The sequence below is a fragment of the Mycobacterium persicum genome, from assembly GCF_002086675.1.
GTDB classification, from domain to species: Bacteria; Actinomycetota; Actinomycetes; order Mycobacteriales; family Mycobacteriaceae; genus Mycobacterium; species Mycobacterium persicum.
In genome coordinates, this window is the sequence record NZ_MVIF01000215.1 from 1 (window position 1) to 1986 (window position 1986).

Genomic DNA, 1986 nt, shown 5'->3' on the forward strand with positions numbered 1-1986 from the left:
CTCATCTTCGGAAGACCTCGACCCCTATCCCGGCAACGACGCGCCGACCACCTCTACACCCTCATCTGCGAAGAGCCGGATATGGGAGCACAACCATATCTATAAACCTTTTATTGAGTCACTGCCTCCCAGCGATCCACGAAGAGCTGATTTCCATGTCGAAACCCTACGGCTTAACGCCGAAAAGCAACAATACCTAGACGTCTTACCGCAGCAGCACCCGCCCACGAATGTTATCGGCCCGGGCGGAGTTAACCTCCCCGGTATTCCGCCTGGAGTTATCTCAGACACCCCGGCGAACTCTGGACAAGGTTGGATCTATTCGATAACTCCAAATCAACCAGGCATTGATCCACGCGTCGTATCGATCCGAGTGATGGAACCAACAGCACAGTACCCCCACGGGTATTTGAATTACCTCAATATTATGGGTCAAGAAGTGGACCCGTTCACTGGTCGGACGGTGTCATCTTCAGATCCCTATGCGCATATACCCGTGCCAAACTGATGTTAGGATCTTTCATATGAACGCTTATTCGATTCGCGAACTTTATGAGTTCGCGCCCGAGGTCATGCTGACTACAGCTTCTAGGGCGAACCCATTAATCGAGCAGGGCGCTCTAAATGAAGCCGAGTTTATTGATATGCGCCTTTCGCCGCAGCGCTCGCGCGCCGGCGTTATCTTCGATATCCGATGGAGCGGTTTCGAGGATTCAAATACCGCTCTCGTCGTGGTAACGGGCGTCGGGAAGGTCGCTTGGTCGAACGATGCCAGTCGCCAGTATCCGTGGTACTCCACACGAGGCTATTGGACACCGACAACGTCTAATAGCCCTCCGCTGATCGCACCGAATGGTGGTGACATATGGGCAAGGGACGCGGATCGTCCCGGCACAGTCGCTGATCCAAGGGCGATGCCCGCCATTGAAAAATTGACCGAGTACGTCTTGAACTTCGATTGGTTGTCCCTGTCGGGACTAACCGCTCGGATCTACATCGGACACGTCGATGGCCTAGGCGGCGCGCCACCGGACATGACGGAGTTCTCCGATGCGGAAATAATCGCCGGATTCCCCCAGTGGGAATCAGTGATGGAGGTGCGCGAGCAGTACACGTATTCGCCATGAACGACGCTCGTACGGCAAAACCCGATGGCTGCCGCCCTCTGGCGATGGTCTCACGAATCGCCCACGTAGCCAAGGCAATCCGACCGTGCCCGGCGGCGGACAGAAGGGGGTGATCACCATGTATCTCCTGGCAGGGGGTAGTGGAGTGGTAGAAATTGGGCCGAACTGGATCTGGACACCGCCAAGGGTAAACAGCTATCGCCCCATCAACTGATCCGCCGGAATCGAGGCGGCAGTTCGCCGCCGATGTGCTGCAAAAGTTGTTGCGGCACATCGTAATTAAGAACGCTGACAATGCCGGGAGAGAAGTGCCGGGATGCTACGTGTTTTTGGTTTCCCATGCGTGGACCGAAGGTCCCATGATGTACCTGGTGTACCAGGCGGCACCGTCAGAAATTACCTGGGGCCTTGTCCGTGACACCAGGAAGTCCCTCATAGATCCTGGGCCGTGGACCGACTTTGATGACCCGGCGTTGTATTACTACTTCCTCGACTTTGAAGAGGGCTGGTCGGGTCCGGTTTGCGGTGAGCCACAGGATGATCTAGACACCATCCACTGGCGAGGTGATCAAACCGAAGGCCTCCCAGAGCGTGTGTCAGACATTCCCAACGAGTGTCGGTATACGCCGCCGACGATGCCTGCCCCGGAAACATCGCGCAATGCAGCCCTGCCGGTGGCCGATGAACCCCGGCGTTACGTGAATCCGCTCTAGGCGTGTCGACAACAAGGTCGTCTGCTCACCGCTCCACCAGCCCGCCGCACTAGCAGCCGGACGACTTAGCCTCGGGCTTTCGCGCCGGTTGATCTTGATGGTGTGTCTTGAACGAAGAATGGTGCTCTGAGCAGGGATAATCCGGT

The 1986-nt window shown here is 56.5% G+C and carries 3 protein-coding genes; all 3 read left to right on the forward strand.

Going from position 1 to position 1986, the window contains the following annotated elements; genetic code table 11:
• The coding region (locus tag BST40_RS31285; protein WP_208618946.1) for a hypothetical protein at positions 1-508 on the forward strand (508 nt) is incomplete at its 5' end.
• 16 nt (positions 509-524) lie between these two features.
• The gene (locus BST40_RS29830) at positions 525-1127 is read left to right on the forward strand and encodes a hypothetical protein (protein ID WP_131808235.1); all 603 of its coding nucleotides are present in this window, start codon (positions 525-527) and stop codon (positions 1125-1127) included.
• 323 nt (positions 1128-1450) lie between these two features.
• Positions 1451-1840 carry a hypothetical protein gene (locus BST40_RS27890; protein ID WP_244174529.1) on the forward strand — a complete coding sequence of 130 codons (390 nt, stop codon included), beginning with the start codon at positions 1451-1453 and terminating at the stop codon, positions 1838-1840.
• Positions 1841-1986 lie beyond the last annotated feature (146 nt).